24 protein-coding genes are annotated in these 24977 nt (G+C 63.3%); 7 read left to right on the forward strand and 17 right to left on the reverse strand.

The genetic code is table 11. The annotated features are described in order from the left end of the window. Nucleotides 1-619: 619 nt before the first annotated feature. Nucleotides 620-2323 (forward strand): autotransporter outer membrane beta-barrel domain-containing protein, encoded by a 1704-nt coding sequence (locus PHO31112_RS20080; RefSeq protein ID WP_150622394.1) that lies wholly within the window; start codon nt 620-622, stop codon nt 2321-2323. Between the two features lie 185 nt (nt 2324-2508). Here PHO31112_RS20080 and PHO31112_RS20085 read toward each other — a convergent pair whose 3' ends face one another. Together PHO31112_RS20085 and PHO31112_RS20090 are read right to left on the reverse strand one after the other, a co-directional pair. Continuing rightward, on the reverse strand, nt 2509-3573 hold the full coding sequence (locus PHO31112_RS20085) for a porin (protein ID WP_150622396.1): 1065 nt from the start codon (nt 3571-3573) through the stop codon (nt 2509-2511). A gap of 514 nt (nt 3574-4087) precedes the next feature. Continuing rightward, nucleotides 4088-5017: a LysR family transcriptional regulator gene (locus PHO31112_RS20090; protein ID WP_150622398.1), complete on the reverse strand. Its 930-nt coding sequence runs from the start codon at nt 5015-5017 to the stop codon at nt 4088-4090. Nucleotides 5018-5258: 241 nt separating this feature from the next. Between PHO31112_RS20090 and PHO31112_RS20095 the strand changes: the two genes are divergently transcribed. The 4 genes from PHO31112_RS20095 to PHO31112_RS20110 all read left to right on the forward strand — a co-directional run bounded on the left by PHO31112_RS20095 (nt 5259) and on the right by PHO31112_RS20110 (nt 10531). Further along, complete coding sequence (locus PHO31112_RS20095; RefSeq protein WP_150622400.1) at nt 5259-6164, forward strand: VOC family protein; 906 nt, start codon at nt 5259-5261, stop codon at nt 6162-6164. Further along, entirely contained in the window at nt 6059-7150 is a 1092-nt protein-coding gene (locus PHO31112_RS20100; protein WP_281355113.1) for an NAD(P)-dependent oxidoreductase, read from the forward strand. The genes PHO31112_RS20095 and PHO31112_RS20100 overlap by 106 nt, the downstream gene beginning before the upstream one ends. 102 nt (nt 7151-7252) lie before the next feature. Further along, nucleotides 7253-8767: an aldehyde dehydrogenase family protein gene (locus PHO31112_RS20105; RefSeq protein ID WP_150622403.1), complete on the forward strand. Its 1515-nt coding sequence runs from the start codon at nt 7253-7255 to the stop codon at nt 8765-8767. Between the two features lie 396 nt (nt 8768-9163). After that, a complete protein-coding gene (locus tag PHO31112_RS20110; RefSeq protein WP_150622405.1) occupies nt 9164-10531 on the forward strand; it encodes a DUF3100 domain-containing protein in 1368 nt (455 codons plus the stop codon). A 104-nt stretch (nt 10532-10635) separates the two neighbouring features. On the opposite strand, the gene PHO31112_RS20115 is transcribed toward PHO31112_RS20110, so the two are convergent. The 3 genes from PHO31112_RS20115 to PHO31112_RS20125 form a co-directional block, all read right to left on the reverse strand. Continuing rightward, on the reverse strand, nt 10636-10905 hold the full coding sequence (locus tag PHO31112_RS20115; protein WP_150622407.1) for an EF-hand domain-containing protein: 270 nt from the start codon (nt 10903-10905) through the stop codon (nt 10636-10638). 120 nt (nt 10906-11025) lie between these two features. Next, nucleotides 11026-11295: a glycine zipper 2TM domain-containing protein gene (locus PHO31112_RS20120; protein ID WP_150622409.1), complete on the reverse strand. Its 270-nt coding sequence runs from the start codon at nt 11293-11295 to the stop codon at nt 11026-11028. Nucleotides 11296-11448: 153 nt separating this feature from the next. Beyond that, complete coding sequence (locus PHO31112_RS20125; protein WP_150622411.1) at nt 11449-11838, reverse strand: hypothetical protein; 390 nt, start codon at nt 11836-11838, stop codon at nt 11449-11451. 616 nt (nt 11839-12454) lie between these two features. Between PHO31112_RS20125 and PHO31112_RS20130 the strand changes: the two genes are divergently transcribed. Next, complete coding sequence (locus PHO31112_RS20130; protein ID WP_150622413.1) at nt 12455-13102, forward strand: TetR/AcrR family transcriptional regulator; 648 nt, start codon at nt 12455-12457, stop codon at nt 13100-13102. 11 nt (nt 13103-13113) lie between these two features. Continuing rightward, on the forward strand, nt 13114-14070 hold the full coding sequence (locus PHO31112_RS20135) for a LysR family transcriptional regulator (protein WP_150622415.1): 957 nt from the start codon (nt 13114-13116) through the stop codon (nt 14068-14070). A gap of 83 nt (nt 14071-14153) precedes the next feature. Here PHO31112_RS20135 and PHO31112_RS20140 read toward each other — a convergent pair whose 3' ends face one another. The 12 genes from PHO31112_RS20140 to PHO31112_RS20195 all read right to left on the reverse strand — a co-directional run bounded on the left by PHO31112_RS20140 (nt 14154) and on the right by PHO31112_RS20195 (nt 24946). Continuing rightward, the gene (locus tag PHO31112_RS20140; protein WP_010805833.1) at nt 14154-14513 is read right to left on the reverse strand and encodes a helix-turn-helix domain-containing protein; all 360 of its coding nucleotides are present in this window, start codon (nt 14511-14513) and stop codon (nt 14154-14156) included. A 208-nt stretch (nt 14514-14721) separates the two neighbouring features. Continuing rightward, nucleotides 14722-15432, reverse strand: coding sequence for an ABC transporter ATP-binding protein (locus PHO31112_RS20145; RefSeq protein WP_150622417.1), 711 nt, complete (start codon nt 15430-15432; stop codon nt 14722-14724). After that, nucleotides 15429-16199, reverse strand: coding sequence for an ABC transporter ATP-binding protein (locus PHO31112_RS20150; protein ID WP_150622419.1), 771 nt, complete (start codon nt 16197-16199; stop codon nt 15429-15431). The genes PHO31112_RS20145 and PHO31112_RS20150 overlap by 4 nt, the downstream gene beginning before the upstream one ends. Next, a complete protein-coding gene (locus tag PHO31112_RS20155) occupies nt 16196-17170 on the reverse strand; it encodes a branched-chain amino acid ABC transporter permease (protein WP_150622421.1) in 975 nt (324 codons plus the stop codon). Before PHO31112_RS20155 ends, PHO31112_RS20150 begins: the two co-directional genes overlap by 4 nt. 8 nt (nt 17171-17178) lie before the next feature. Beyond that, nucleotides 17179-18099, reverse strand: a complete 921-nt coding sequence (locus PHO31112_RS20160; RefSeq protein WP_150622423.1) for a branched-chain amino acid ABC transporter permease — start codon at nt 18097-18099, stop codon at nt 17179-17181. Continuing rightward, the gene (locus PHO31112_RS20165; protein ID WP_150622425.1) at nt 18096-18968 is read right to left on the reverse strand and encodes an alpha/beta hydrolase; all 873 of its coding nucleotides are present in this window, start codon (nt 18966-18968) and stop codon (nt 18096-18098) included. The genes PHO31112_RS20160 and PHO31112_RS20165 overlap by 4 nt, the downstream gene beginning before the upstream one ends. Nucleotides 18969-19174: 206 nt before the next feature. Further along, the gene (locus PHO31112_RS20170) at nt 19175-20368 is read right to left on the reverse strand and encodes an ABC transporter substrate-binding protein (protein WP_150622612.1); all 1194 of its coding nucleotides are present in this window, start codon (nt 20366-20368) and stop codon (nt 19175-19177) included. Between the two features lie 222 nt (nt 20369-20590). Then, nucleotides 20591-21586, reverse strand: coding sequence for an amidohydrolase family protein (locus PHO31112_RS20175; RefSeq protein ID WP_150622427.1), 996 nt, complete (start codon nt 21584-21586; stop codon nt 20591-20593). A 37-nt stretch (nt 21587-21623) separates the two neighbouring features. Further along, nucleotides 21624-22178 carry a 3-hydroxyanthranilate 3,4-dioxygenase gene (locus tag PHO31112_RS20180; protein WP_150622429.1) on the reverse strand — a complete coding sequence of 185 codons (555 nt, stop codon included), beginning with the start codon at nt 22176-22178 and terminating at the stop codon, nt 21624-21626. A gap of 51 nt (nt 22179-22229) precedes the next feature. Beyond that, nucleotides 22230-22664, reverse strand: coding sequence for a RidA family protein (locus tag PHO31112_RS20185; RefSeq protein ID WP_150622431.1), 435 nt, complete (start codon nt 22662-22664; stop codon nt 22230-22232). 86 nt (nt 22665-22750) lie between these two features. After that, the gene (locus tag PHO31112_RS20190) at nt 22751-24223 is read right to left on the reverse strand and encodes a 2-hydroxymuconic semialdehyde dehydrogenase (RefSeq protein ID WP_150622433.1); all 1473 of its coding nucleotides are present in this window, start codon (nt 24221-24223) and stop codon (nt 22751-22753) included. Nucleotides 24224-24379: 156 nt separating this feature from the next. Then, on the reverse strand, nt 24380-24946 hold the full coding sequence (locus tag PHO31112_RS20195) for an SRPBCC family protein (protein WP_150622435.1): 567 nt from the start codon (nt 24944-24946) through the stop codon (nt 24380-24382). Nucleotides 24947-24977 lie beyond the last annotated feature (31 nt).

Raw genomic sequence — 24977 nt, forward strand, 5'->3', positions numbered from 1 at the left:
AAGCAACTGGAAGTGCGCGTGGGCGGAAACGTCAGCGTGCGTAAGGGCGAGAGCGCGCTGGGCGGTGGTATCTCGGCGAAGTATCGCTTCTAAGGTAGTCGGCAGGACGCTTTCCTCGTGAGGGGAAAGCGCGGATCTTCCCCAATGAGATCCGAGTGACGCATCGGACAGTCATGATCGATGCGTCATCGGTTCAATACCATTGGGTTGAAGCCCCCGTTACTTATTGGTAACGGGGGCTTTTGCATTTGAATCGCGAGGTGAACCGAATTACCGACAAATTACTGTCGAGTGACCGATTTCAGTCCGGAGGCCGCACATTCGGCGTCGCGGAGGTCCTTCCTGCTATCGAGGGGGATTTCGGTGCTAAAACCGATGATTTTCGAGCTTGCTAAGTGGATGTCTCGAAGTGCAGTCAATTTCGTGGTGATTTGCGCCATGATTTTCGTGGGATATGTCCCAAGATCGGTGTTCTTGGTGGGTGATTTCCCAATGCCACCCCCTAAAGATCATTAATACGTTAATCACGTCCTACGATTCGTGTCACTCATCGAATGCAACGCAATTTGCGGATCTAGATTCGATATTTGCCAATCACGAATTGAAGAGGACATAGCGCATGAATACCCCCCATATCGACGCCGGCACGGCTATCCAATCGACCAACGACACGCTGGCTGCACGCGTGCGCCGCACGGCCATCGCCGGGGCTGCCGCTCTTGCGCTGACGGGCGGCGGTATGGTGAGCGCCAACGCGGCATCGGAAATGGTGTCGGAGACGAGCGCGGCGGAAAGGAACTGGAAGCGAATTGCCGATGCGGCCGCGAATCCGGCGGTATTGTCGTTTGACCGCGGGCCCGGTCAGGCTGCGAAGAACCTCGACAAGGCACGCGCGAACCCTGGCAGCGCCACGATGGCACCCGCGATCGCCAAGGTCAGCAAGGTGCCGAGCGCCGTTGCCAAATCGGTTGGCAAGGAAACGCACGCGGTTGTTCTTGCCGACGCCTCGGGCGAAGACTGGCGGAAGTGGCTCAACGACAAGACACGCGAGATCAAGGATGGTGCAGAGAAGATCGCGGAAATTGTCGAGTTGAGCGAGCACGCGACTGACAAGGAAAAGGAGACGACTCGCGAAGTCCTGAGCGGGGTCATCGAAAATCTCGGTAAGGAATCTGACCGGGCGAAGCGTAACGAGGGTGACGATGGTGACAAGGGCGATGATGGCAATCTCGATGAAGTCAGTGACGGCGACGCCGAAGAGCCTGCCGCTGTTGAGCCGCCAGTGGAGTTGACGGAAACGGAAACAGATGCAGAAGAGGTAACGCAGCCCACTCTCTCGGCCGAACAAGCCATGGCGTCGGGCGTCGTCCTGACCCAAATGGCCAACGCCGCGCAACAGAACGCGGAACTGTTCCGCAAGGGCATGCAAGACCGTCTGTCGGGTGACGACGCCTTCATGCAACCGACGGACATCGGCTCGACGACGGCCGGTATCTCCACCTGGGCGCAGGCGATGGGCGCTCAGACGACCGGCAGGGGGCGTGACGCTGTTCCCGGTTTTTCGCTGCGCGGTGCGGGCATGGTGGTGGGCGTTGACGCCAAGAAGAACAACACGCGTGTCGGTATTGCCGTCGGTTACGGCGATGCGAGCGTCGATGCGAACGGCGAGAGCAGCCAGAAGGCCTCGTCGAAGGTGAGCACGTATAGCGTTGGTCTGTATGGCGCCCACGAAGTCGATGGCTGGTTCGCTAACGGTGGCGTGTCGTATAGCGCGCACAGCATCAAGAGCCAGCGTGCGGCGAAACTGGGTGGCGAAGTCTATGGCCTGAGCGGCAAGACGAACGCCACGACCGTGGGCGGCTTTGCGCAGTTCGGCAAGCACATTGTCACGCGTGCCGTGAACATCGATCCGAGCATCACCCTCAAGGTGTCAAACACCTCGGTGAAGGGCTTCACCGAAAACGGCGATGCCGGTCTCAAGGTCGACGGCAGCAACTTCAACTCGGCACGTGTGGGCATGGGCGCACGTCTGTGGAAAGCGTTCGGCGACGAGGCGCACAGCGTCACGCCGTCGCTGCGTATTTCTTATGAGCGCGAACTGGCGCATGCCGCACCGTCGATGGACGTGGCACTCGCCAACGCCGCGAATGCCGGCACGATGACCGTCACGGGCAACAAGTTGGGCCGCGACATCGTGGGCGCGGAAGCCGCCGTCGACGTGAAGCTCGGCAAGAAGCTCTCGCTTCGCGGTGGCGTGAACGGCAGTGTGCGCCAAGGTCAAACGCAAGCTGGTGTGGCCGGTTCGCTCAAGTACGTCTGGTAATCCAGGTGTGAGAGGCGCCGGCTTGCGCCGGCGCCAACTTCGCGAGGGAGTTGCAGTAGCAGTAACAGCAGTAGCAGTAGCAGTCACGGCAGCAGTGACCGCAGTCGCAGTAAAGGAAAAGCCGTCCGGCAATATGCCGGACGGCTTTTTTCCGTCTCTGCGATGCGCGCTTACCTCATAGGCGATCAGAACGAGTGCGACACCCCGATATAAGCACCGGTCTGGCTCTTGCCTGCGGGCGGGTTATCGAGCGAGTCGCTCGGAATAGCCGCGACGGAGAAGCTCTGATTCGCGCTGTTCTTGACATAAGCGACCGTGCCGTACAGGAACGTGCGCTTCGACAGGTTATACGTCGTGCCCAGCTCGAACATCGTGGCGTGTCCGAAGCCCCCCGGCACATTCACGTGATACACCGCCGCATTTGCGGCCCACGCCTGGGTCGCCTGATATTTCACGCCCGCCCAATAGTGATCGGCGCGCGTCGCGAAGTCGGGGGCCGGGGCGTCCGGGGCGGACATATGGGTGTAGCCCAGCGAAATCGTGAAGCGGTTCAGGAACACGTTCGCGCCCGCGAAGTATTCGCGCGACGTGGCGAAGACATCGGTGAAGCGTCCGTTGGTGTCGCGAATTTCGTCGTACAACGCCCGCAACTGGAACCGGTCATGCGTGTACGTCAACTGTGCTCCCATGCCTCGGCCGTTATTGAACTGCCCGGCGATGTTCGAGAACGCGTACTGACCCGCGACATCGAAGCCATACCAGTTCGGGCTTTGATAGTTGACGGTATTGCTCGCCTGCGGCCAATTACGTCCTCGCACGAGCGACGCTGAGGAGAACGCCTGCTGTTGGAACGGATCGAAGTCCCAGACCCCGTTGCTGATGAACAGATTGCGGCCGAGCGTCAGTTGCCCCCATGAGCGGGAGTTGAGGCCGACCAGTGCTCGCCGGTCGAAGATCGATCCCGAGCCGTTGTTGTTGAAGCCGTTCATCAACTGGAACCCACCTTCCAGATTGAATACGGCATGCAATCCCTGCCCGAGATCTTCATAGCCGCGCAGGCCGAACAGGCTGGTGCCGTAGTCACCGCCTTGCGCACTCCAGCGCGATGCGGTGCCGCCCTTACCGTCCTGCAGGTTGTTCATGAACTGAAAGCCGCCATCGACGCGGCCATAAAGCTGCACACTCGATTGCGCGTGCGCAAACGTGCCGATGCCGCAAAGCAAGCTTGCTGCTATGAGCTTCATTTTCATGGTCTACTCCCAGATTGCGTTTCGCCCCGCCCCTTCCTTGCGTGGTTATGTCCGTCGTCGTCGCGCGGTGCCCAAGCGGGGGCGATGCGAGAGGCCGGCGGGAAAACCTGAAATCTCGTTACGAGTGGCGAGGAATAGGCAAGCGGGAACGCCTGGGCAACGGGCGCCGCATGAGGAAGTGCGGGCGGTTGCGAGTGATGCCGTCACGCTCTGGTCTTCAGAGATCGTTGTCATGGCAGTCCACCGGCGTAGGGGCTGCGACAGCGTGGCGCAAACACAGACTGTCTTGCGCGCGGCCGTGCGACCGGGATCGGCTGGCGAGGGGCCGGCGCAGCGTCGCATATGCCGTAGTGTGACGCAACGGGCACCCATCACCCGGATGGCTCCCGTTATATCCGATTTCCCCGGCATGCAACATCGGGGAAAGGCTTAGTCGCCCGATTGTTGCTTAACCGCAACCGAAACGGCTTGAACGACGAGACAAGTTCGAGTTGCGCCACTTCAGAAGGCCATTTCAGTCCGGTGTGCCGAACGCTTCCATCTTGCTCGCCAGGTGTGTCAGCAACCGGTTGGCGGCACCCGACAGCCGCCGGCCAGCGCGGGTGACGAGGTGCGCCTCTGCCCTATTGAGAATCGGGTGATCGACAGGCAGCGCACGCAACAGGCCGGCCTCGATCTCCTGCGACACGGCAAACGCGGGCAGGAATGTCGCGCCCAGTCCCGCACGCACGAAGTGCTTGAGGACGGAAATCGAGTTGGTCGTAACCGTGGGCGTGAGCCGATGCTTTTCCGACTGCTCGGCCAGCTCCATCAGTTGGCGCGTGCCGTAAGCCCCGTGCATGAGGGCGAGTGGCACGTCGTAGAGCGCGTCGAGCCGAAGCGCTCCCGCCTCGTCCACCTGCTCGACCAGTGGGGAGTCGGGCGCGACGATGGCGTGCACCGGCTGACGCATCTGCGCGCGCGACACGATCTTGGGTTCGGCCGGCGGGTTGTAGACGAGCCCGATGTCCGCATCGTCCTCGGCCACGCGTCGCATGACCTCGTTGGTGCCCGCCAGATCGAGCGTTAGCGTGATGCCGGGATAGCGCTTGCAGAAGTACTGTAGCGGCGCGCCCATCAGGTCGCTGACGAATCCCTCGCCGACAGCCAGCCGGATATGGCCGCGCCGCAGCCCGCGGACTTCCTGCAACTTGGCAAGCAAGTCCTCCTGGTGCGCACGCTGCTCCCGGTAGTACTCCATGAGCAGCCGTCCGGCCTGCGTCAGGTGGACGCCGCGCTTGTGGCGTTCGATGAGCGGTAGCGCCAGTTCGGCCTCCAGTAAGGCGATCTGGCGGCTGACGGCGGAGGGGGCGATGTCGAGTCTGTCGGCGGCGGCGCGCACGGTACCGCATTGGACGGCTTCGAACAGATACGCCAAGCGGCTTTCAGTGATGGCAGGTGTCATACCCTAAAGACTAATTTTTAGAACAAAAATCTTCAAGCGTTGTCATTGAGCGTCGTTTTTTTTCAATCCACACTGCGAAGCATGCGGATCGGCCCCTCTGCTGGGCAACGAACCCAGGCGAGGCCTGGTGGAGGTGGTCCGATTCCGCGCCAGTTTCATCGCCACCGGCCCGCACAGGGATAATGGGGGCGAGCGTCCTCGGGCCGCCAGGATTGGCACCGGGTCAGATCGGAGACACCAGATGATTCCTCCGCGCAACACGCGATTTGGCGTCGATCATCCGCTCGTCACGGTGCATGACCACCCGCGGCGCTTGACGCATTACGAGCGCATGGGCTTTTCTCCGTCGCCGGTGTCGTATCACCCATGGGGCACGCTCACCTCGCTCATGATGTTCGGCGACAACTTCATCGAATTGATCGGTGTGGACGACGCCCGCAAGTTCGGCACGCATGCGATCGGAGACTTCTGTTTCGGACGTTATCTCGGCAGTTTTCTGGCGCGCGAAGAAGGCGTTTCGCTGATTGCCCTTCACAGCAAGGACGTACGCGCCGATCACGCTCGCCTCGTGCAGGCGGGTCTCGAGACACAAGGCATCATCGATTTCCGCCGGACGATGGGCAAACCGAACGGCTCGTCCGGCCAGGCCGTCGTCTCGCTGGGCCTGTTCATCGACGACTCGCTGGGCGATGTGTCGAATGTCATCTGTCAGCAGCATCGGCCCGAGTTGATCCGGGCGCCCGAGTGGCAGAGGCATGCGAACGGCGTGAGCAACATCATCGGCGTGACTTACGTAGCGCCGGACACCCTTTCCCTGCGCGCGCTCGCCGCGCGCTGGCAGCAGATATATGGCGAGCGTCACGTCGATCTCTATGAGGGCGGGGCCGTGGCCGACACCGGCTGCGGCCACTTGCGGGTGCTCTCGCCGCAGCGTGCCGAAGTGCGTTATGCGGCCGTTGGTTTGCCGATGGCGCAGGCCACCCGTACGCATGCCGTGGCGATCACGCTGCTGGCCCCGGATCTGGCTCACGTCGAGGCGTTGTGGCGCGAACACGGCGTGCCCTACGGCTACAACGAGCACGGGCTGGTAGTGGAGCCCGAGTTTGCGGGCAACGTCGTGCTGGAGTTCGTCAACCACCCGCACTGACGTCCCCTGAAATTTCCAAACGGCGGCCGGACGATCCGGCCGGCGGAGCAACGCGGCGTCGCCCGTGGCGGTGGCGTCATCTTCGCAGTCAATCTGGAGTCAACATGAAAATCATCGGAGTGGTCGGACTGGGCAATATGGGACGCGGCATGGCGCTGTCGTTGCAGCGCGGCGGTTTCACGGTGCTTGGGTTCGATCCGTCGCCGGCTGCCGGTAGCGCCTTGGCCGAGGCCGGCATCGGCCTGCGGGCTTCGGTCGGCGAACTCGCCCGCGAAGCCGACGCACTGGTGCTGTCGCTGCCGACGTCGCAAGTGGTCGAGGCCGTGGTGAACGGCGCCGACGGCATTGCCGCGAACGGCCGTGAGGGGTTGATCGTCGTCGACACGTCAACGGCCGACCCGGAAAGCACGCGCGCCCTCGCAGCCACGCTGCGCGAGAAGGGTATCGCACTGGTCGACGCACCGGTCTCCGGCGGCCCGAAGGGCGCACTGAACGGTGCGCTCACGATGGTGCTGGGCGGCTCGGCAGACGACATCGCCCGTGTCGAGCCGGTGCTTGCTGCCATGTCGGCCAAGCGCGTTCACATCGGCGACGTGGGCGCGGGTCATGTGACCAAGCTCATCAACAACCTGATGTGCGCGGCCCATCTGGTCGTGGCGGGCGAAGCGATGCGTCTGGCGAAGGCCGCCGGTGTGGCGCCCGAGCAAGTGCTCGAGGGCCTGAATGCCGGTTCGGGCCGCAGCGGCGTGACGCAGACCAATTACCCGACGTGGATTCTGAACAACGCGTTCGACTCGGGCTTCACGATGAAGCTCATGCGCAAGGACGTGCGCCTAGCGATGGCGCTCGCGGAGCAGACGGGCACGCTGGCCACGGGACCGCTCTCGGCCGAAGTCGGCCGTCTGTGGGCGGCGAGCGCCGCAACGGTGGGCGATGACGAGGACTTCAACCGTATCGTGCAGTTCATCGAACCGGGCCGCGCGTAATCGTTGCCGGGCGGCCGCTGGCCCCACACGTTCGCATTCGATATTTCTATTTTGTTTGACGACAGGATGCGCCCCGGACGGCGCATCGTACGGAGTTTTCTCATGGCAGACCAACAAGCCGCCGCCTTGCTCGGCGCATTCGCAAAGTTCTTCCCCAACGCCACCACGATTGGCTCGTTCGTGAACGGCGAACTGGTCGAAGGCGCGGGGGAGGCAACCATCGATATCGTCAATCCGGCGACTGGCCAGACGGTGCTGACTTACCGCGACGCGGGTGCCGCTGTCGTGGCGCGGGCCGCCGAAGCCGCGCAAACGGCGCAGAAAACCTGGTGGGCGCTGACCCACGCGGCGCGAGGCCGCGTGATGCAGGCCGTTGGCAGCAAGATCCGCGAAAACGCCGAAGCGCTCGCGCAACTCGAATCGATCGGCGCAGGCAAGCCGATCCGCGATTGCCGTGGTGAAGTCGGCAAGGTGGCGGAGATGTTCGAGTACTACGCCGGCTGGACCGACAAGTTCTTCGGCGACGTGATCCCGGTGCCGAGCACACACCTGAACTACACGCGCCGCGAAGCGATGGGCGTGGTGTTGCAGATCACGCCGTGGAACGCCCCGGTTTTCACCTGCGGCTGGCAACTCGCCCCGGCCATCGCGATGGGTAACGGTGTGCTGCTCAAGCCGTCGGAACTCACGCCGGCCAGCTCGCTCGTGGTGGCCGCGCTGGCCGAGCAGGCGGGCGTGCCGCGCGGCCTCGTCAACGTGCTCGCCGGCTTCGGTCACACCACCGGTCAGGCAGCGATCTCGCATCCGGTCATCAAGAAGGTCGTGTTTGTCGGCTCGCCGGCCACGGGCAGCAAGATCGCCACGGCCGCCGCGCAGCGTCTGCTGCCGAGCGTGCTCGAACTGGGCGGCAAGTCCGCCAATATCGTGTTCGACGATGCCGATCTGAAGCGCGCCTGCCTTGGCGCCCAGGCCGCCATCTTCTCGAGCGCAGGCCAAAGCTGCGTGGCGGGCTCGCGTCTGCTGGTTCAGCGCGGCGTGTACGACCTGATGATCGAGATGCTGGCGCGCGGCGCGGAGAAGATTCGCGTGGGCGCGCCGCTGGACGACACCACCGAAGTCGGCCCGATCTGCAACCGCACGCAGTATCAGCACGTGATGAACATGATCGACGCAGGCGTGGAAGGCGGCGCGCGTCTGGCGGCCGGCACGCAGCAGCGCAGCGACGGCGGCTTCTTTGTGCGTCCGACCGTACTGGCCGACGCGAACAACACGATGGGCGTGGCTCGCACCGAAATCTTCGGCCCGGTCGTCGTGGCGATTCCCTTCGACACGGAAGAGGAAGCGCTGGCGATCGCCAACGACAGCGAGTTCGGTCTGGCGGGGGCCGTGTGGACGCGGGATGTTGCGCGCGCTCACCGTGTGGCCGCGCAGGTCAACGCCGGAACGTTCTGGATCAACGGTTACAAGACGATTAACGTGGCGTCGCCGTTCGGAGGGTACAACCACAGCGGTTACGGCCGCTCCAGCGGCGTGGAAGCGCTCTACGAGTACACGCAGACGAAGAGCGTGTGGGTCGAGACCGCAGCGAATCCGGCCACGCCGTTCGGCTACGTCTGATCGTGCGGCGAGCCGGATGAAGCCATCCGCGCGAATGTGCTGCCATCAAGCGTTCTGTCGTAGGGAACGTGACGTAATCGTGTGAATTGTGTGCTGGACGAAGGTCGTGAGACCCCGTCCGGTACGCAACCGTTTCAGCCTGCGAGACCTGGGGCCGGAACGGCTATTTTGACCGCGTATAATGCCGCCCTCGGGTGGTTCGGCGCGCAAAGCTGTTGCTGTCACCGAGGCGTGTCAACGTGGCGCTCGTTCGGGCATCATGGGGAGAGAAGTCCGCGGGTTTTGCGACCGGGCGGGCAATGCGCCGAATTTCCTTAACCACCGAAATGTTCGCGTCTTTTCCGGGGCACCGGAGGGCACCGGACCGGTTCAATAGCAAATGCAGTGGAGACCCAGATGGCAGTCATGGAACAAAACGCGGCCAAGCCGCAAGGGGGCGCCTTCAGCGATGGCGTGCGCCTGTATGTTTGGGCGATCGTGATTCTCGTGATCGCGGAGCTGATCGGGGCGATCAGCATCAAGGCCGGTCACGGCAAGATCGTGCTGTTGCCGATGGTCTGGGCGTTGCTGCTCGGCGCGGCGTTGGGTCTGTCGCAGGCGCGGTTGCCGCGCTTCGCACAGATCGACCTGCCGATGCAGCACCGTGCTGCCGCCATTCTGCAACCGGCGCTGCTGCTCTTCGTGGCAAAGCTGGGGCTGCTCGTGGGTGGCTCGCTGCCCAAGCTCGTCGCTGCGGGTTGGGCGCTCGTGTTCCAGGAATTCGGCCACTTCGTGGGCACGATCATCCTGGGTCTGCCGGTAGCGCTGATGCTCGGCATCAAGCGCGAAGCCATCGGCGCGACCTTCTCGGTCGGCCGTGAGCCGAGCCTCGCCATCATCGGCGAAAAGTACGGCTTCGACTCGCCGGAAGGCCGCGGCGTGCTTGCCGAGTACCTGACGGGCACGATCTTTGGCGCTGTGTTCATTTCGCTGTTTGCCGGTTTCGTCGCCAGCCTGAACCTGTTCCATCCGCATTCGCTCGCCATGGGCGCCGGCGTGGGCTCGGGCTCGATGATGGCCGCCGCAGCCGGTGCCATCGCGGCACAGCAAACGCCGGAAGTCGCCAAGGAAGTCGCCACGTTCGCGGCGGCATCGAACCTGATCACGACGACCATCGGCACGTATTTCACGCTGTTCATCTCGCTGCCGCTCGCCGTGTGGGGCTATCGCGTGATGGAGCCGGTGCTCGGCCGCATGAGCCGCCGCGGCCGTGCCAACGCGGAAGCCGCTGCCGTGGCCGATGCCGAAGCCGCCAAGGAACTGAAGCAAGCCAGCAAGGCGCACACCGTCGAAATGAATTTCGGCGCGCGTCTGTTCGCCTGGGTGTTCTCGGGCGCGTTGGCGCTTATCGGTAACAGCCTGGCCTTCAAGACGCCGTTCCTCGACGGTGTACCGGGCATGCTCATCATCATCGGTGCCGTGCTCGTCGGTGAAGCGCTGTACTACGTCACGCGTCGCAAGGTGCCGGCGGTGTGCTGGGTTTCGCTGATCGCCATGTTCCTGACGTCGCCGGCCTTCCCGTTCGCACCGGTCGTCGAGCAGTTCACGGGCAAGATCAACTTCCTCGCACTGGTCACGCCGATGCTGACCTACGCGGGTCTGTCGGTCGCCAAGGACGTTCCTGCCTTCCGCCGCCTCGGCTGGCGCATTGTGATCGTGTCGTTCCTCGCGAACGCCGGTACGTTCCTCGGTGCCGCGATCATCGCCGAGTTCTTCCACGTGTAACGCGTGTCCGGTGTGCGCGGCGGTGACACGCAGCGCACTGGCTCGGAAAACAAATACGCCACGGCATGCCGTGGCGTATTTGTTTGTGTGGCCAGATCCTTCAATCAGGGCTTGGTGGCCGCGGCGTCGGCCTGTGTACGTTCCTGATGGTAGCGGCGGAAGTAGGCGCGAATTTCGGCCGGCGAGAGCTTGCCGTCGTGATTGACGTCGATCTCATCGAAATGCTGATAGAGGAACGGTTCTGCGGTGGCCACTTCGTCGCGGCTCAGATAGCCGTCGCCATCCTTGTCGGCCGCGGCGAGCGCCCGGCGTCCGAGGCGTCGTGTCGTGAGGGTTCGAAGCGTCCGTTCGCGGAGTGTGTCTTGGTGTGTCATGTCGCGCTTCTCCTGATTCCTTGAGCAATGACGGCGACACGTGGTCCGCGTGCGCAATGCCACGCGAGGCGAATGCCGCCCGAGAACGATACCGGGAGCGACGAGGGCGATTCGTCGCGATTAGTGACGGTGGCGGCGGTCGTCGGTAATGACGTTACCGATCACGCCGCCGACAACGGCGCCACCCACGGTCGCGCCGAGGTCACCACCGGAGATGAGGGCGCCGCCGAGCGCGCCGACACCGGCACCGACTGCCGTATTACGCGATTCGCGGGGCGTCATGCCGCCGCAGCCCGTCAGCGTGCCGATCAGCGCTGCGCCAACGAGAATCGGGGCTGCCGAACGCGAGAGATGTGAGATGGGCGAGATCCATCGTTGTGTGGTTTTCATGACGTATGGCTCCTTCAAGGGGGCGTTAAGCCCCAAGGGATGCGCAGGCCGGGCATCGAGGCTCTGCCTGCTATTCGACAAAAGCAGCGGCTTCCGAAACTGGCGCGCAGTGCCGCCGGTTCGGGGGCACTGCGCGATGCTTATGCATATGCACTAATGGGCGGTTTCGGCGCCCGGTGTCGGTGCGCCAGCCCCATTGCCCGGATACGTCTCCTGATACGTCGGGGGAAGCGGCGCAGGCGGGTACGGCCGGCCGTAGCGGTCAGTTGGCGGGTAGGGACGCCCATAGGCATCTGTCGCCGGTGCCGCGTACGGACTGCATGGCGTACCGGCCGCATAGGGCGGCGGCCCACAGTTCGGCTGATAGGCCGGATTCGTCGTTTCGTCGCCTCGGTACGGCAGACGCGGTTGCGGCGGCGGCTCATAGGCGCATCCGGCCAGCGTCAGCAGCGCGGCAGCCAGCCCGGTCGCGGCGGCTGCCTTGGCAGTGCGTGCCTTTGCGAGGCTTGCCGGTGTACGGTTCGTAGCATTCGTTCTCAACATGACCTCCTTGTGAGAGCGGTGATTGCCCCCGTTCGTCGTCATGGATCGACTTACGTTAGACGCAATTTGCGGGAATTGGATCGCTAGATCTTGTAAGACTTTGTAATCCTCCAAGGCAGTGCTTGCCGGTGGGGATCTTGTGTGGCTATTGCAGTGCATATCGATGGCTACGTATATAACGTAGTCCTAAATAATGTAGGAATGCGCTGACAGTGTGTACGCAAAATGCGTCATCTCCTGACTGCGTTCGTATGCGTTCCCATATTCGCTCTCATATATGAATGCCTCTGCAATGCCTATCGCATCTCGTGCCTTGAAAACATGACATCGAAATTGTTCATTTTTGAAATATCTAGTGGGTCATGCACCGCGTCGCATCGTCTGGAAGCTGCCGCGCCTATTGCGCGACAACACGGCGCATTACGCGATGTCTGTCATCGCAATCCACGTTGAATGCGTTGAAATATCGGGAAAGTCCGGGGGAGTGTTTGCGCTTAGTTTTCGCCGCAAGCTGCGTTTGCGCTGGCATACTGTGCCCGCTGATGTTCGGTATTGAATTCAGCGGCCGTTGAGAAAATTCGATTGAGGTGCTCGGCCTATCCGCGCAGGCTTACACATGCCACAAGTCAAGAAAGAAGACATTCGTCTGGCCATCCTCGAAGCGTCGCACGCCCTGTTTTTGGAAAAGGGCTACGTCGACACGACGATGGTGCAGATCGCCAAGCGCGCAGGTATTTCGCACGCGAACATTTACAGTTACTTCACCGCGAAGCTGCAGGTTTTCTTCTGCGTCTATGAGAAGTGGTTCAAGGCGCGCATCACGGTGCTGGAATCCGACGTGATGGCAGCCCATGGCGCTCACGCGCGCATGCGCACGCTGCTTGGTGGCCTTTTGGTTCAGACACCGAGACTCGACAACGGCTTCTCGCACAATCTGGTGCAGGCGCTGGCCACCGTCACCCCTGGTGATCCTTACGATTCGTCACTGTTGCAGTGGTTTCGCGAACGCCTCTCGAGCATGCTGGCGGCCTGTGCGCCCAGCCTCGCGCGTGACGGCGTGCGGCGCGCTCGCCTGGTGGACATACTCGTGCTGACGTTCGACGGGTGCCTCGTCAATCACCATGTCAATCCGGCGTCGCTGCCGGATGTCGCCATGCTCGAAGAATTCGTTGCGGCCTTCCTGTCGGGGGAACCGGCGGACTCGGCAGCTATGCCGCAGGGAGCGGAGCCGGCCATACCGTCCGGCTCTGCGGCGGCGGCCTGAACAGGACGCCGATGCGCTCACTTCCCTGGACAGCCCTCAATCTCGGCCGAAAGCTCAAGTTCCATCAACTTCAGGTGTTTGATCGCGTGCTCGAGACGGGTTCGCTCGTGCGCGCCGCCAACGAGACCGGCCTCACGCAGCCGGCCGTGAGCAAGATCGTGCACGAGATGGAAGCCTGCTTTGAAGGGCCGCTCTTCGTGCGCAGTAATCGCGGCGTGCAGCCCACGGAGCTGGGAGAACTGCTTGGCCATCGCGTGAAATCGCTGATGGCGGAGTTGCGTTATCTGACGGACGAAGTGAATGCGTTCAGCGCGGGCACCAGCGGACACGTGATTGTCGGCACGCTCATTTCGGCTTCGGCCGATCTGCTGCCGCGCACGATTGCCTTGCTGAAGTCACAAACCCCGGGTGTGCTTGTCACCGTGCGAGAAGCGACCACTGCGCAACTCTTCCCGGCGCTGGCCAGCGGAGACCTGGATATCGTCGTGGGCCGTTTGCCCGAGCGTGCGCTGCCGGTTGCCAAGGCCTTTGCGCTGACTCACGAAATTCTCTTCAACGAATCGCTGTGCGTGGTCGGCGGCAAGCGCCACTGGACGCAGCCCCCCGAGCGCGTGCCGCTTGCGGAGTTACGTGAGGGGGCATGGATTCTGCCGGTGCCCGAGTCGCCGTCGCGGCTGGCTGCCGAGCGTCTGTTCCACGACGCGGGGCTCGCGTTGCCCGAAGACGTTGTCGAATCGCTCTCTGTGCTCACCAACATCGGACTGATGCTGGAGACACCGCGTGTCGCGCTGATGCCGCGCGTGGCCGCAACGCCGTTCGTGGAGGCAGGACTGCTGCGAGTGTTGGCCGATACCATGCCGGGCAGCTTTGGCGACGTTGGGTATTCACTGCGTAGCGACAAGCAACCGAGTCCGGCGTGTGAGCGTTTCGTTGCCTGTCTTCGCGAGGTCTGCGGCCTCAAGCCGTAACCCGCTATCCACGCTTTCGCGTGATTCGGAATGCGATCAGGGCGGCATGCCGATGTACTGGCAAGCCGCCCTTTTCATGGGTTTCAGAGGCGGGCGAGCGATGAGACGAGCCCTGGGTTCTGTTGCACGAGCCGAATCAGGCAGGCAGCCTGAGCGTTGGGACGCGCGCGTCCCTGTTCCCAGTTCTCGAGCGTACGCGGATTGGTACGAAGGTAATGGGCGAAGACATTGCGCGACATGCCCAGATGCTTGCGCAACGCCAGCAACTCATCAGGAAATATTTCCAGTTTGGGGAGCGGCGTGCGAGGTAGCTCCTTGATGTTGAGCGGAAGATCCGCGGGAAGGCCGTTCTTGACGTGCGCCGGCTCGGTGGGCTGCGGCGCACCAGTGTCCTGCGATAGCAGCCAGCGGAAGGGATTCGAAGGCGTATTGGAGTAAGCCATAGTCCTACCCGGGTGTCGATAAGTGGTGAGAAGAAGGCGCTTGCGAAGTCGATCAAGCGGAATCGATTGCACCACATAGTTCCACTGGGTGCTTTCACAAAACACACCGGATTTTCGCGTCTGACACCTATCGAGGACTACGCACCTCATGGTCAGAGGTGCCGTAGAGTGTACGCAGAAACGTGAGGTACGCAGTGTGCCGTACGCCTTAAACGCCCAGATAAGTCTGCAATTCCGGCAGCGCCCGACGCAGGCTCGGCGAGTCGCCCTGCCAAGCCACACGGCCCTTGTCGACGATGTAGTGACGGTCGCCGAGTTCGAGCATCGGGGCTAGGTTCTTGTCGATGCAAAGGATCGACAAACCGCTACCTTTAAGTTGCTTCAGGCACTGCCAGATTTCACCGCGAATGAGCGGCGCCAACCCCTCGGTCGCTTCGTCAAGAATGAGTAATTTCGGATTCGTCATCAGTGCGCGGCCGATCGCAAGCATCTGTTGTTCGCCGCCGGAGAGGTTACTTCCCAAATTTTTCTCCCGTTCACGCAGACGCGGAAACAGGTCGTAGATGCGCTCGAGCGTCCACGGCGAACTGGCGCCATGACGGTTGCTTGCAGTGGCCACGAGGTTCTCGCGCACCGTCAGCGTGGGAAATATCTGGCGTCCCTCGGGAACAAGTCCCATGCCGGCGCGCGCGATGCGATGTGACGGACTGGCATGCACCGGTTGTCCGTCGAATACGATCTCGCCGCGCGCCGGGCGCATGAGACCGGTCATCGATTTGACCGTGGTCGACTTGCCCATGCCGTTGCGGCCGAGCAGCGTGACGAACGCGCCGCGCTCGATTTCCAGATGCATCCCGAACAGCGCCTGACTTGCGCCGTAGTACGACTCGACACCAGACAAAGACAACAAGGGGCTCATGCGGTGGCTCCCAGCATTTCGTTGCGGGTTTCGTCCCCGAGATAGGCTTCGCGTACCCCCGCGTCGTTTCGGATGGTGTCGGCGTCGCCACAGGCGATGGCGCGCCCATAGACCAGCACGGTAATGCGGTCGGCGAGTGCAAAGACGGCGTCCATGTCATGTTCCACGAGCACGATGGCATAGTCGCCCTTGAGGTCGGCGAGCAGATGCGTCATTTGTTCGGACTCGGCTTGCGACATGCCGGCCATCGGTTCGTCGAGCAGCAGCAGCTTCGGACGGCCCGCGAGCGCCATGGCCAGTTCGAGCTGACGATGTTCGCCGTGGGCGAGGGCGCTGGCGGGTACGTTCATGCGTGCGGCCAGACCGGTGCGTGCCAGAATTTCGCGTGCCGGTTCGACCAGCGCAGCCTCGCGAATGGCTGGCCGCCAGAAGCCGAAGCTATGTCCCTGCATCGCCTGCACGGCCACGAGCACGTTTTCCAGCGCGGTGAATTCGCGGAATACGGACGTGATCTGGTAAGAGCGTGCGAGTCCCGCGCGGGCGCGCTGTTCGATCGGTACGGCCGTGATGTCGCGGCCGTCGAAACGAATGCTGCCTTCGTCGGAGCGCAGCTCGCCTGCCAGTTGGCCGATGAGCGTGCTCTTGCCTGCGCCGTTCGGGCCGATGATGGCATGCAGCTCGCCGGGCGCGACATCGAGACAGAAGTGATCGGTGGCGGTCAGGCCGCCATAGCGTTTGACCAGTTGGTCGACGTGAAGCAGGCTCATGCTTTGCCCTCCGCGGTGCGGCTGCGGCGGGAGAGCCGCACTTGCAGGTCGCCGAGCAGGCCGTACAGGCCGCGGCGCGAGACGAGAACCGCAACGACGATGAGCGGCCCGAAGATGATCATCCAGTGCTCAGTCATGCCCTTGAGCCATTCCTCGATCAGCAGCATGGCGGCGCTGCCCAGCACCGGGCCGAAGAACGATCCCAGCCCGCCGAGCACGACCATCACGATCAGTTCGCCCGAGGCCGTCCATGCCATATACGCCGGAGAGACGAAGTGTGTGAGATTGGCATAGAGCATGCCCGCTACGCCGCAGGTCATGGCGCTGATGATGTAGGCCACGAGCTTGTAGCGCAGCGTCGGGTAGCCGAGCGCGCGCATGCGGCGGTCGTTCTGACGCGCACCGCGAATCACCATGCCGAAGCGGGCGTCGACCAGCCGGCGGCCTGCCCACACGCACAGGCACAGCACCGCGAACGCCGTGTAGTACAGCGTTGCCGGGTCGTCGAGCGTTACGCTGCCAAAGCGGCTGCCGGCAGACACGGGCAGACCGTCGTCGCCGCCGTATTGCTTCAGACTGACGGCGAGGAAGTAGAACATCTGGGCGAACGCCAGCGTAATCATAATGAAGGCGATGCCTGTCGTGCGCAGCGAGAGCAGGCCGGTGACGGCGCCGACGATGGCGCACAGCAGCAGTGTCGCGCCCAGATGCACGAAGCCGTTATCCACGCCGTGATAGCTGAGAATGCCAACGGCATACGCGCCGAGACCCAGATACAGCGCGTGGCCGAAACTGACCATGCCACCGTAGCCGAGAATCAGATCGAGCGAGACGGCCGCGATGGCGAACACCACGATGCGTCCGAACAGGGTGAGATAGAACGGTTGCTGGGCAAACGTCGCGTAAAGGGGCACCAGCGCCAGCACGGCCAGCAACAGCAACGGCACGGCGGTGCGAAGATTGAGTTTCATTTCCATCGTCAACCGTGTTTGACCGGGAAGAGGCCTTGCGGACGCACAGCGAGCACTGCGGCCATGACAAGGTAGATGAGCATCGACGCGAGGGCAGGCCCGGCGGTGTCGGCGGTGCTGCGCTCCAGCAGACTGCGCAGCAGCGTGGGCAACGCGGTGCGTCCCACCGTATCGACCACACCGACGATCAGTGCGGCGAGAAATGCGCCGCGTACCGAGCCGATGCCGCCGATCACGATCACGACCATCGTCAGAATCAGGATCGGTTCCCCCATGCCCGGCTGCACTGAGAGGATGGGGCCGGCCATGAGCCCGGCAATCCCCGCGAGAATCGCGCCGAGACCGAACAGCAGCGAGTTGAGCAACACGATGTTTACGCCGAGCGCACCGACCATCTGGCGGTGTGTCGATCCGGCGCGAATCAACATGCCAATGCGCGTGCGGTGGATGAGCAAGTAGCAGCCGAGCGCCACCGCGAGCCCCACCACGATGATGAGGAAGCGATAGGCGGGGTACGCCAGCCCGAACAGGTCCACCGTGCCGGAAAGCCACTCGGGCACTTCCATGTAGTACGGCGAGGGCCCCCAGATCATACGCGCCAGTTCGTTGAAGAACAGGATCAGGCCGAAGGTAGCCAGTACCTGATCGAGGTGGTCGCGGTCGTAGAGCGTCTTGAGCGCGACGAACTCGACGATCAGACCGAGCAGCAGCATCGCGGGGACGATGGCAATCGCGGCGAGCGCGAACGATCCCGTGTGGTTGTACACGGTGGCGGCGATGAACGCCCCCATCATGTAGAGCGAGCCATGGGCGAGGTTGACGAAGTTCATGATGCCGAACACCAGCGTGAGGCCGGCCGCCATCAGGAACAGCAGCACCCCGAGTTGCAGCCCGTTCAGGCACTGCATGATAAGGAGCGTCAGGCTCATGCGGCCTCCCGGGGCAGACCCATCTGGCGGAAGATGGCTTGCGTGAGCGGGCTGGCGGCGTCGTTGAGTGTGAGCACGATGTCGAAGTGATTGGTGCCGGGCATCGGCACGTACTCACCCGCGAAGCCCCGCGCACGCCACGCCGCGAGATAGTCGTCGGTCTGCCGCTTGAACTCGGCCGTCTCGGTCTCGCCGTACGACGCCACGATCGGGCAGCCGCGTGCGGGCAGATGAAATTGAGGGCTGTTGCGGCGTGCGTCGTCTTCCGAGAGCTTCATCCATTCGTTGATGTGCGTGAACGGAATCGGCGTGAGATCGAACAGGCCCGAGAGCGGCGCGGCGCCGGCGACGACGTCTTCCGGCACACCGTATCGGGCGTGCCAGCCCTGCGCGAGCAGCATGCCCGCGAGGTGGCCGCCGGCGGAGCTTCCGCACACATGAATGCGGCGCGCGTCGCCCTGATGCTCGCCGATGTGGCGATGCACCCAGGCCAGCGCGCGGCGCGTCTGGTCGACGATGGTATCGAGCGAGGCGCCGGGCGCGAGCGAGTAGTTGATCGTGACGACCGTGGCGCCGGCGCGCGTGAAGGCGGGCGCCATGTTGCTCGAATCGTTCTTGCTGAGCGCACGCCAGTAGCCCCCGTGCACGAAGAAGAAAACGGGCGCGCCGGGCGCGGCGGCGGGGAAGATGTCCAGTGTTTCGTCGGGGTGGTCCCCGTAGGCGACATCGAGCACGCAGGGCGTGGTCGCGCGGGCGTGTGCGCTCTCGGCGGCGTACTGCGTCAGGATGTCGAGAACATTGGGTGTGGTGGCGCGAGCATTGTACTGAACGTCCAGCTCGGCTTCGTCGAAATTACGGTAGCGCTTCATAAACCCTCGATAGTGCTCAGGTACGGCTCGGGTCGTGCAACGGCAGTGCCGCCGGTGCGGGACACCGGAGCACGTCAGCAACAGCGGGCAGCGCACACGCGAGACCTCGCGCGCGTGTGCGGCTTGCGGTAAATCGGTCCATCGGCATCGCGGGAGCGCCGCGATGCCGGGGCTTTACGTGCTTTACGGGCGTTACGGGCGTCAGGTTACGACTTGATCTTGCACTGCGCGGCCAGATCGGCACGTGTCTTGATCTGAATTTGTCCCTTGGTCGCGAACGCCGCGCCGTTGGCGTCCTTCACGACATCCACGCGATAGAACTGCGCCACGGGGAACTGGTTGCTGGCGAACTTGAACGGCCCGCGCACGGACGAGAAGTCGGCCGCCTTGAGGGCGGCGCGCAGGGCTTCACGATCCGCCACGCTGCCCTTGGTCTTCGCGAGCGCCGAGTCGATCAGGTTGGCGGCGTCGTACGACTGGGCGGCATACATCGACGGCATACGGTTGTATTTCTTCTGGAAGGCCGCGACGAATTGCTTGTTCTGTGCGTTGTCGAGATCCGGCGAGTACGGCGCGCTGGTGATGGCGCCGACGGCCAGTTCCTTGAGCGCGGGCAGGGTCGAGCCGTCGATGGTCGACACGGAGATCAGCGGAATCTTGCCGAGCAGCCCGGCTTGACGGTATTGCTTGACGAAGTTCACGCCCATGCCGCCCGGATAGAAGACGTAGACGGCGTCGGGTTTGGCGGCTTGCAACTGGGCGATTTCAGCCGAGTAGTCGGGCTGGTTGACCTGCGTGTAGACCTCGTCGACGATCTGGCCTTTATAGTCGCGCTTGAAACCGTTCACGGCGTCGCGCCCGGCCTGATAGTTCGGGGCCATGACATACATCTTCTTGTAGCCCAGATCGGTCGAGAGCTGACCGCCGGCTTCGTGCAGTTCGTCGTTATCCCATGACGTTGAGAAGAAGTTCGGCGAGCATTGCGCCCCGGCAATCGGGGTCGGGCCGGCGTTCGAGCCGACCATCACCACCCCCGCGTTGGTCACGTTCTTGTGGATGGCCATCATCACGTTCGAGAACGTCACGCCGGTGATGAGCGACACCTTGTCGCGCTCCACCAGCTTTTGCGCAGCCTGCACGCCCACGTCGGGCTTGAGTTGATCGTCTTCCTTGATGACCTGCACGGGCACGCCGCCCAGCTTGCCGCCCTTTTGCTCGATGGCGAGCATGAAGGCGTCGTACTGGTCCTGGCCGAGCGCGCCGCCGGGGCCGGAGAGTGTGCCGATGAAGCCGATCTTCACCTGGGCGTGTGCACCGTTCGATGCCAACATCGCCGCCGCAGCAGCGACGGCGCCCAACACAGCGATGGCTTTGCGTTGTATGGTCTTCGTTCCCGTCATCATGGTCTCCAAACTAGGTTGGCGGTACTGGTAAACATTGTCAGCCGAAGGACTCGCGCTGGAATACTTGACCGCTTCTTCACCTCGTCCGCAGGCAGCAAAGGCAGGCCCAGGCGCGTCAGGCTAGCTAAATTGTTTAAGCATCAAATATTTCAGTGCCCAGCCTAAACGACGCCTTTTGCGTAGGCAAGCAATTTCAAAAACACCTCGGGAAAGCACCAGTTACAGACCGAAGAACTCGAGGGCGTTCGCGGCCAGAATGCGGTGCCGGGCGGCGTCGTCCAGCCCCGGTTGTTCGGCCACCAGACGGCCGATGTCCTGCTCACCGAGGGGGAACGGGTGGTCCGAGCCGAGCATGATGCGCTCTACGCCCATGGTGTCGACCAGCAGGCGCAAGGCGCGCGGGTCGAACACGGCGCTGTCCACATAGAAACGGTCCAGATAATGGGACGGCGGGTGCGGACTGTCGGCGCGCACGATGTCGCGGCAATGCCACGCGTTCTCGGCGCGGCCCAGCAGATACGGAAAGGCGCCGCCGCCGTGCGCAAAACACAGCTTGAGTGAGCGGGGCAGACGCTCGAATGCGCCCGAGAGGATCAGCGAGAGAATCGAGAGCTGCGTCTCGGCGGGCATGGCCACGAGCCACGGCATCATCCACTTCTTCATGCGGCCGTCGGTCATCATGTCCCACGGATGCACGAGCACGGGGATATGTTCGTTGCCGCAGTGCCGCAAAAACGCCACGAGCGGTTCGTCGTCCAGATCCTTGTCGCCGAGGTGATTGCCGATCTGCACGCCGATATGACCGCTGGCCTTGGCGCGCGACGCTTCCGCGCAGGCCAGATCGAGGTCCTGCAGCGGTACCTGCGCCATGGGCTTGAGCCGGGTCGGGGCGTAGGCGCAATGCGCCAGCGCCAGATCGTTCATGCGCCGAACCCAGTCCATGACCGCGTGCCCGTCGTGGCGGTAGCCGAACATGATCGGTGTGGCGCAGACCACTTGCAGGTCGATACCATGACGGTCGAGTTCTTCAACGCGCAGCGCGGGGTCCCACAGCGCGCGGTAGACGGGACGGAAAGCGCGGTTGTCGAGCATGATGTTGCCGGTCTCGCCGCTTGCGTCGATGCGCAGCCACGGTGCGGTGGCGGGGTCGAGACGGGCCGCTTCCTCCTGCGAGATGCGCGGGAAGAAGTGGGCGTGCATGTCGATTTTCTTCATGACGTGACGTGTGATGTTCTGTGAGCGGTGTCGCGGGTCAGGCAGACGCCGGTGCGGTGGTCTTGGGTTTTGCCGCGCGGCCCGGGTGGATCTCGCCGCAACTCGGACACCGGCGCAGCGATTCGGCGCCGTAAAACGCTTCGAACAGCGGCGGCAGGTCCGTCACGATGCTCTTGAGTTGCACTTCCACGCGGTGCACCTGCGAGCCGCATTTGAGGCAGTACCACTCGAAGCCGTCGAGCAGACCGGGCGGGCGCTGGCGTTCGACGACAAGGCACAGGCTTCCGGCTTCGGGCCGTTGCGGCGAGTGACGCACGTGCGGCGGCAGCAGAAAGATGTCGCCTTCCCTGAGGTCGATGCGCTCGGGGCGGCCGTCGATCCAGAGATTGATCCACGCGTTGCCCTTGAATTGATAGAAAAACTCCTCGAGCGGATCGTCGTGGTAGTCGGTGCGGTGGTTCGGTCCACCCACGACCGTCACGATGAAATCGCTGTCCTGCCAGATCTGCTGGTTGCCGACAGGCGGCTTGAGCAGATGCGCGTGATCGTCGGTCCAGCGCTGGAAATTGAAAGGTTTGCCATATGTCAACATGCTGTCTCCCGGGGCATGCAGCGTCAGCCGCGTCAGGTGAGGTCTCTGTCTTCAGCGCGAACGTGGCGCGTAGGCCACACACTTGATTTCGATAAGCAACAGCGGATGCGGCAACTGGTGCACTGCCACCGTCGTGCGCGTCGGACCGTTCTCGTCGAAGTACTCGCCGTATACCTCGTTGTAGCCGCCGAAGTCGTTCATGTTCACGAGGAACGAGCCGACTTCGACCACGTCGGCCAGCGTAGCGCCCTCGCTCGCGAGAATGTCGCGAATGTTCTCGATGACGGCGCGCGTCTGTTCGCGGATGTCGAGCTGCGTCACGCCCAGCGCATCGGCTTGCGCACCTGCGTATGTGTTGTCCGGACGGCGCGAACTGGTGCCCGAGACGAACAGGAAGTCGCCGGCGCGTTTGATGTGCGGGAACTTGCCGCGCGGTTTGGCCTTGCCAGCCACCACGCGGGCCTGCGTGTCTTGCGATGCGCTCATGTGTCGTCAGTCTCCGTTGTTATTTTGATGGGATGGCGCACGGGTGCGGCCGTCTCGACCCCCATCGATATCGCCGCACCGTCGCCTCACAGTTTGATGCAGATATTGGTGATTTCGGAATAGAAGTCGAGTGAATGGCGTCCGCCTTCGCGGCCCAGCCCGGAGAGTTTCACGCCGCCGAAAGGTGTGCGCAGGTCTCTCAGGAACCAGGTGTTCACCCATACGAGCCCGGTCTGGAACTGACGTGCGACGCGATGCGCGCGCGACAGGTTCGTCGTCCAGACACAGCCGGCGAGGCCATAGTCGCTATCGTTCACGCGGCGGATCACTTCGTCTTCGCTGTCGAACGGGGCGACGTGACACACCGGGCCGAAGATTTCCTCGCGCACGCAGCGTGCCGTGTCGGGCAGGCCGGTCCAGACCGTCGGTTGCACGAAGGCGCCATCGTCACGCGCGTCGCCGAAGGCGGGTACACCACCGCCGGTAACAACCGTTGCGCCTTCTTCGACCGCCAGCCGATAGTACGAGAGCACCTTCTCGCGATGCTTGCGCGACACGAGCGGACCCATCTGCACGCGGGGAGCATCGGGGGCGTCGATGCGCAGCGCGGCGGCGCGTTCGGCCAGTGCGGCGACGAAGCGCTCGAAAATCGGCCGCTCGACGTAGACACGCTCCGAGCACAGGCACACTTGACCGGCGTTGGTGAACGACGAGCGGACCACGCCGTCGAGCGCCTTGTCGAAGTCGGCGTCGGCGAACACCACGGCGGCATTCTTGCCGCCAAGTTCGAACGAGATTTCCTTCACGCCGTCGGCCACGGCTTTCATGATGGCGCTGCCGGTGCGCGACTCGCCCGTAAAGGTGATTGCGGCCACGTCAGGATGCTTCGTCAGGAATTCCCCCGCCGAGCCGGGGCCGAAGCCGTGTATCAGGTTGAAGACGCCGGGCGGTACGCCGGCGGCGTCCATCACTTCGGCGAGCAGCGTCGCGGACGAGGGTGTTTCTTCCGACGGCTTGGCGACCACGCAGTTGCCCATCGCCAGCGCGGGCGCCACCTTCCACGTGAACAACAGCAACGGCAGGTTCCACGGCGAGATGATGCCGATCACCCCGAGGGGTTTGCGCGTCACGTAGTTCATCACGTCGCCGCCATCGGCCGCGCGCATTTCGTACATTTCGCTGCCCGCTGTCTTGATGAGGTCGGCGAACATGCGGAAGTTGGCGATGCCGCGCGCAATGTCCAGCGTGCGAGCCTGCTCGGCGGGACGACCGGTGTCGGCGACTTCGGCCGCGACGAACTCGTCGAAGCGCGCCTGAATGCCGTCGGCAATGCGGTGCAGCACGGCGGCGCGCTCGGCGGGCGTGGTCTTGCCCCACGGCCCATCGCGCAGGGCGCGACGGGCGGCGCTCACCGCCCGGTCGACCGTCGCCGCGTCGGCTTCGCAGACTTTTGCGACAAGCCGTCCGTCGACGGGGCTCACATTATCGAACTGGCGATCGGTGGCGACAAATGCACCGTCCACGTAGTGCCGCAGCAGCGGCGGAGTCGCAAGGCTCACGAGGGTCTCCTGGAGCAGTATGTTCTGCGGGGGCGGCGGCGATCGTTGGAACGCCATAGGTCCACCGCCGGATGCCTTCGAGTCTAAGCATCCGGCTCCATAAAAAATAATGAAATATACCGGGTTGTCTATTCCTTAATGGAATAGCTGAGGTGGTCAGTGATGGGAGTGGTGACTCATTCGCGAGCGGGCTTCGCGTAGGTCGCGCGGGTTGCGTTCCTCGCCGATGGCCGCCGGCGGCAGGTCGGTATCGAGACACTCGACCAGATGGGCGTTGAGCACTGCTGCCAGGCCTTCGCCGCCGCGTCGCATGACGTAGTTGTGATTCCAGCGGAACAGTGGCTCGGCGATGGGGGAGAGTTTGTTCATCCAGCCGCGCTTCATGTGTACGTCCCAGGCGTAGCGCACGACGGTGATCGAGCCTTCCGTGTCGAAGCGCCAGACGCCGGTGCCTTCCACCTCGCCCGTCGCCACGCCGCGCACCTCGCGCATCGGATCGATGTGCGTGATGCGGGTCTCGAACGTGAGCGAGTAGGGCAACGCACCATGCCAGGTCAGTTCGCGCACGGTGCCCACGCCATCGGCGTCGCCCGGTTCCAGGGTGCGCACGTTGCGCACGCACGGCCACCAGCGAGCCCAATGGTCGACGTCGCGAATCGTGTCCCAGACTTCGTCCAGCGGTGCGGTCAGCCGCCACAAGGTGAGGAAGTGATATTCGTTCATGGCCGATCCCGGTAGTCGGTAGTCGAGGAAG

The organism is Pandoraea horticolens (assembly GCF_902459555.1).
In the GTDB taxonomy this organism is placed as follows: Bacteria; Pseudomonadota; Gammaproteobacteria; order Burkholderiales; family Burkholderiaceae; genus Pandoraea; species Pandoraea horticolens.

What these genes read in the sequence shown, in the direction of transcription:
- PHO31112_RS20095 (WP_150622400.1), top strand. Translation starts at nt 5,259, where the DNA reads ATGATTCCTCCGCGCAACACGCGATTTGGCGTCGATCATCCGCTCGTC.
- PHO31112_RS20180 (WP_150622429.1), bottom strand. Translation starts at nt 22,178, where the DNA reads ATGTTGACATATGGCAAACCTTTCAATTTCCAGCGCTGGACCGACGAT.
- PHO31112_RS20080 (WP_150622394.1), top strand. Translation starts at nt 620, where the DNA reads ATGAATACCCCCCATATCGACGCCGGCACGGCTATCCAATCGACCAAC.
- PHO31112_RS20175 (WP_150622427.1), bottom strand. Translation starts at nt 21,586, where the DNA reads ATGAAGAAAATCGACATGCACGCCCACTTCTTCCCGCGCATCTCGCAG.
- PHO31112_RS20135 (WP_150622415.1), top strand. Translation starts at nt 13,114, where the DNA reads ATGCGCTCACTTCCCTGGACAGCCCTCAATCTCGGCCGAAAGCTCAAG.
- PHO31112_RS20125 (WP_150622411.1), bottom strand. Translation starts at nt 11,838, where the DNA reads ATGTTGAGAACGAATGCTACGAACCGTACACCGGCAAGCCTCGCAAAG.
- PHO31112_RS20165 (WP_150622425.1), bottom strand. Translation starts at nt 18,968, where the DNA reads ATGAAGCGCTACCGTAATTTCGACGAAGCCGAGCTGGACGTTCAGTAC.
- PHO31112_RS20115 (WP_150622407.1), bottom strand. Translation starts at nt 10,905, where the DNA reads ATGACACACCAAGACACACTCCGCGAACGGACGCTTCGAACCCTCACG.
- PHO31112_RS20145 (WP_150622417.1), bottom strand. Translation starts at nt 15,432, where the DNA reads ATGAGCCCCTTGTTGTCTTTGTCTGGTGTCGAGTCGTACTACGGCGCA.
- PHO31112_RS20110 (WP_150622405.1), top strand. Translation starts at nt 9,164, where the DNA reads ATGGCAGTCATGGAACAAAACGCGGCCAAGCCGCAAGGGGGCGCCTTC.
- PHO31112_RS20195 (WP_150622435.1), bottom strand. Translation starts at nt 24,946, where the DNA reads ATGAACGAATATCACTTCCTCACCTTGTGGCGGCTGACCGCACCGCTG.
- PHO31112_RS20170 (WP_150622612.1), bottom strand. Translation starts at nt 20,368, where the DNA reads ATGACGGGAACGAAGACCATACAACGCAAAGCCATCGCTGTGTTGGGC.
- PHO31112_RS20085 (WP_150622396.1), bottom strand. Translation starts at nt 3,573, where the DNA reads ATGAAAATGAAGCTCATAGCAGCAAGCTTGCTTTGCGGCATCGGCACG.
- PHO31112_RS20140 (WP_010805833.1), bottom strand. Translation starts at nt 14,513, where the DNA reads ATGGCTTACTCCAATACGCCTTCGAATCCCTTCCGCTGGCTGCTATCG.
- PHO31112_RS20160 (WP_150622423.1), bottom strand. Translation starts at nt 18,099, where the DNA reads ATGAGCCTGACGCTCCTTATCATGCAGTGCCTGAACGGGCTGCAACTC.
- PHO31112_RS20185 (WP_150622431.1), bottom strand. Translation starts at nt 22,664, where the DNA reads ATGAGCGCATCGCAAGACACGCAGGCCCGCGTGGTGGCTGGCAAGGCC.
- PHO31112_RS20090 (WP_150622398.1), bottom strand. Translation starts at nt 5,017, where the DNA reads ATGACACCTGCCATCACTGAAAGCCGCTTGGCGTATCTGTTCGAAGCC.
- PHO31112_RS20130 (WP_150622413.1), top strand. Translation starts at nt 12,455, where the DNA reads ATGCCACAAGTCAAGAAAGAAGACATTCGTCTGGCCATCCTCGAAGCG.
- PHO31112_RS20105 (WP_150622403.1), top strand. Translation starts at nt 7,253, where the DNA reads ATGGCAGACCAACAAGCCGCCGCCTTGCTCGGCGCATTCGCAAAGTTC.
- PHO31112_RS20150 (WP_150622419.1), bottom strand. Translation starts at nt 16,199, where the DNA reads ATGAGCCTGCTTCACGTCGACCAACTGGTCAAACGCTATGGCGGCCTG.
- PHO31112_RS20155 (WP_150622421.1), bottom strand. Translation starts at nt 17,170, where the DNA reads ATGAAACTCAATCTTCGCACCGCCGTGCCGTTGCTGTTGCTGGCCGTG.
- PHO31112_RS20120 (WP_150622409.1), bottom strand. Translation starts at nt 11,295, where the DNA reads ATGAAAACCACACAACGATGGATCTCGCCCATCTCACATCTCTCGCGT.